Raw genomic sequence first — 3,495 nt, 5'->3', positions numbered from 1 at the left:
ACAAACGGTGAACCTTACTTGTGGTGGGTTGCAGATCAAAGATGTGTCATTTTTATGGATTCTATTCATATAGAAAGACCGATAAAATCATTGCTTAAGAAAGATATGTTTACGATTACAGCGGACAAAGCATTTAAGGATGTCATATATGGATGTAGAGACTCCCACGATGGATTTTTATGGCTAACAGATGATAGAATCCAATCCTTATATGATCTTCATCAAGCAGGGTATTCTCACTCAATAGAATTGTGGCTAGAAGATAAATTAGTCGGTGGACTTTTTGGCTTTCATTTAGGTGAATACTTTCTTATTGAATCTAAGTTTGGAGCGATTAGTAATGGGTCTAAATATCTTTTTATTGCTTTTTGCTTACGAATGAAAGAACTTGGATTTAAGTTTTGTGATTGTGGACATTGGCCAACAGACCATCTTAGGCGTTTAGGTGCTACAGTCATCGAGCATGATGAATTTATGACAATATTAAATGATGCAATATTACAAGAAAGTCCAATTCGTGATTGGGAGAATGTATTTTCTAACTGCAATGCCCAAGAAATTGCAAAATAAGTAAATAATGAAGTAGAAGAGGGTACAGACATAAATATGTTTGCACCCTCATTTAATAATTTTTTCTAAGTTAAAATTTCATCAATTAAATTCAGTTCTTCCTTGCTGAAATTCAAATTATGAATAGTAGCAACACTGTCTTCCACTTGACTAACTTTGCTTGCACCGATTAAGGCAGTGGTGATACGGTCATCTCTTAAAACCCATGCTAATGCCATTTGTGCTAAGGTTTGATTTCGCTCCTTGGCCAACTGATTCAGATGGTTGATTTTATTTAAAACGTCATCTGTAAGATTGTTTTCATTTAAAAACTGACTGCTACTGGCAATTCTGGAATCTTCAGGAATATGACCTAAATACTTATTGGTTAGAAGACCTTGAGCAAGAGGACTGAAAACAATGTTGCCGACGCCCATTTCATCTGTCAGATTTAACAAGCCGTCCTCTTCAATCCAACGATCGAACATGGAATATCTTGGTTGAGTCATAACAACTGGGGTCCTAAGTTCCTTAAGGATGGATAAAGCCTCCCTACCAGCTTCACTTCGATAATTGGATATGCCGACATATAGGGCTTTTCCCTGTCGAACAGCTTGATCAAGGGCTAACATGGACTCTTCGATAGGCGTATCAGGATCCGGTCTGTGATGATAAAAAATATCTACATAATCCAATCCCATGCGGGTAAGACTTTGATCTAAACTGGAAAGTATATATTTTCTTGAGCCTAAGTCGCCATAGGGTCCAGGCCACATATAATAGCCGGCTTTCGTTGAAATAATCATTTCATCTCTATAGTGCTTCATATCTTCTCTTAGAATTCGACCAAAATTGCTTTCAGCTGAACCAGGTGGAGGTCCATAATTATTAGCTAGGTCAAAATGGGTTATGCCAAGGTCAAATGCTTTGTGAATCATCTGTCTGCTATTTTCAATTAATGTCCTATCACCAAAATTATGCCATAAACCCAAAGAAATTAGTGGCAGCCGTAAACCGGTTTGACCAGCCCGTCTATAGATCATATCATCGTATCGATGTTCATTTGCTTTGTACATAAAGCCTCCTATAATTGTCTGAGTGTTATAAACAGTTCATCTTATAATATATTATACCCTAATGACTACGTCTACTCAACCATGGGACAATTCATCCGGTTGAGTTGCGCGAGCAACAAAATTAAATAATAAAGTAGAAGAGGGTACAGACATATTTAAGTTTGTACCTTCTTTATTAAATATCCATTTTCTACAAGCAACTTTATGGATTGAAATCATCAAAAGCCTAATCTTGTCATAATGAATTTACAATAATTCCCATTTATGTAAATAGTTTCAATAAAAAATAAAATGATACAAAATACAACAAAATATGCTTTACTTATATAATGATAATGGCTATAATATGAAAAGTGGGTGAAAAAGGTAAATAGTGGTATTTGTTACAAAAAAATGAGCCACTAAAGATAATTCGAATTAAAGAAGAATACATATATAGTTTCTCGTAAAGGTAAAGGAGATCAAACAAATGAAATATATCAATAAATTGGACATATATTTAAGAAGCCTTCCAACCGCTAAGTTTATACTTATGATGACATTGATTTCTTATGTAGTTGTTATTCTAATTGCTATAATGGTATTTTTCGTGAAAATAGATATAGATGGGCCTGAAGTAGAAGAAGTGCCTCTAGTTCTATTATTCTTAATTTTTGCAATAATAATACCAATTTTTGAAACGTTTATATATCAATTTTTGATCATTAGAGTATTGAAAAAATTTAATTTCTTTAAGAGTCGAAAGCTTTTAATGGTTCTAATTTCAGCAGTATTTTTTGGTACAGGCCATCTATATAGTATCTATTATATTTTTTTTGCATTTGTTCTTGGATTACCATTAGCGTATGCTTTTGTAATATATGAAGATAAAAAGGTATCTGCATTTTGGGTGACGACGGCCATTCATGGACTGATAAATGGTGTATCAGTGGTTATAGTAACTTTAGAGATTTTATATCAGAAAATTTTTTAGTGTTGCCAGTATTTGACCGTGTAAATCATAATAGTAAATAATGGAATTGGAGAGGGTGCCAAAGGATATTGTGTGTTTGGACCCTTTTTTTAGTATCTATTTTTCATAAATAACTCAGTGGACCGAATATTTAAAAACTTAAGCTTTACCATACTGTATTTCCAGTAATTCCCATATATGTATAAAAGTTGCAATAATATATTATAAAATAAAAAATACAACAAAAAGACTTTACTTTTATAAAAAACATTGTTATGCTTTGATGAGTAAAAAAATAGCAGGTTGAATTGGAATCCGAGATTCCAGTTTGTAAAATTAACTTCCGGTTCAGCATTTTCCTTGCAAGACTAAATTCTTGTAAACTAAGTTGCTTACTTTTTTAGCAATAGAGGTGTTAGATTAATCTCATTAGCGGGAACGAGCTTGATATTAAGCTTTTTTCTATTATATGAATTGATATGACTCATCATCAGGGAAATGTCCTCCTGACTCAGTGCATCAAAAGATGTTCCTTTTGGTAATACACGTCGTATCATTTCATGGGTTACCTCACATCCACCTTTTTGATCAGAACGTTGAGGATCACAATAGAAGATACGGGTTCTACGCTCGTTATTCTTGTTAAACTCTAGCGACAGAGGATTTGTAAATTCGCTTCCCCTGTCTGTGAGGGTGGACTGGAATAGATCAGTAAACGCATCATGACCTAAAAATTCATATATCCAATCAAAAACTTCTGACACTATTCGAGCTGTATTTGCATCTCGGACAAAGGCTAACATGAGACTCCAGTTTCTAAAGTAGATTGTGAGAAGGACCTTTCCGCCTTTTCGACCTTCAACAGAATCCAATTTTACGATAGGAACATCAGGATTTACAGCAATGTCAGACTCGAAT

4 protein-coding genes are annotated in these 3,495 nt (G+C 34.0%); 2 read left to right on the top strand and 2 right to left on the bottom strand.

Annotated features, from left to right (window positions below; translation table 11 throughout):
* Positions 1-570 (top strand): leucyl/phenylalanyl-tRNA--protein transferase (locus AC6F8J_RS08625; protein WP_500722582.1); only part of this gene is annotated, 570 nt, incomplete at its 5' end.
* A gap of 65 nt (positions 571-635) precedes the next feature.
* Here AC6F8J_RS08625 and mgrA read toward each other — a convergent pair.
* Positions 636-1,625 (bottom strand): L-glyceraldehyde 3-phosphate reductase, encoded by a 990-nt coding sequence (gene mgrA, locus AC6F8J_RS08620; protein WP_500722580.1) that lies wholly within the window; start codon positions 1,623-1,625, stop codon positions 636-638.
* A gap of 469 nt (positions 1,626-2,094) precedes the next feature.
* Between mgrA and AC6F8J_RS08615 the strand changes: the two genes are divergently transcribed.
* Complete coding sequence (locus AC6F8J_RS08615; protein ID WP_500722579.1) at positions 2,095-2,598, top strand: CPBP family glutamic-type intramembrane protease; 504 nt, start codon at positions 2,095-2,097, stop codon at positions 2,596-2,598.
* Between the two features lie 371 nt (positions 2,599-2,969).
* Here the strand turns inward: AC6F8J_RS08615 and AC6F8J_RS08610 are convergent.
* The coding region (locus AC6F8J_RS08610) for a transposase (RefSeq protein ID WP_500722577.1) at positions 2,970-3,495 on the bottom strand (526 nt) is incomplete at its 5' end.

Source organism: Petrocella sp., assembly GCF_059865615.1.
The sequence above is the reverse complement of the archived record's forward strand: the minus strand, read 5'-3'. Positions and strand labels throughout refer to the sequence as shown.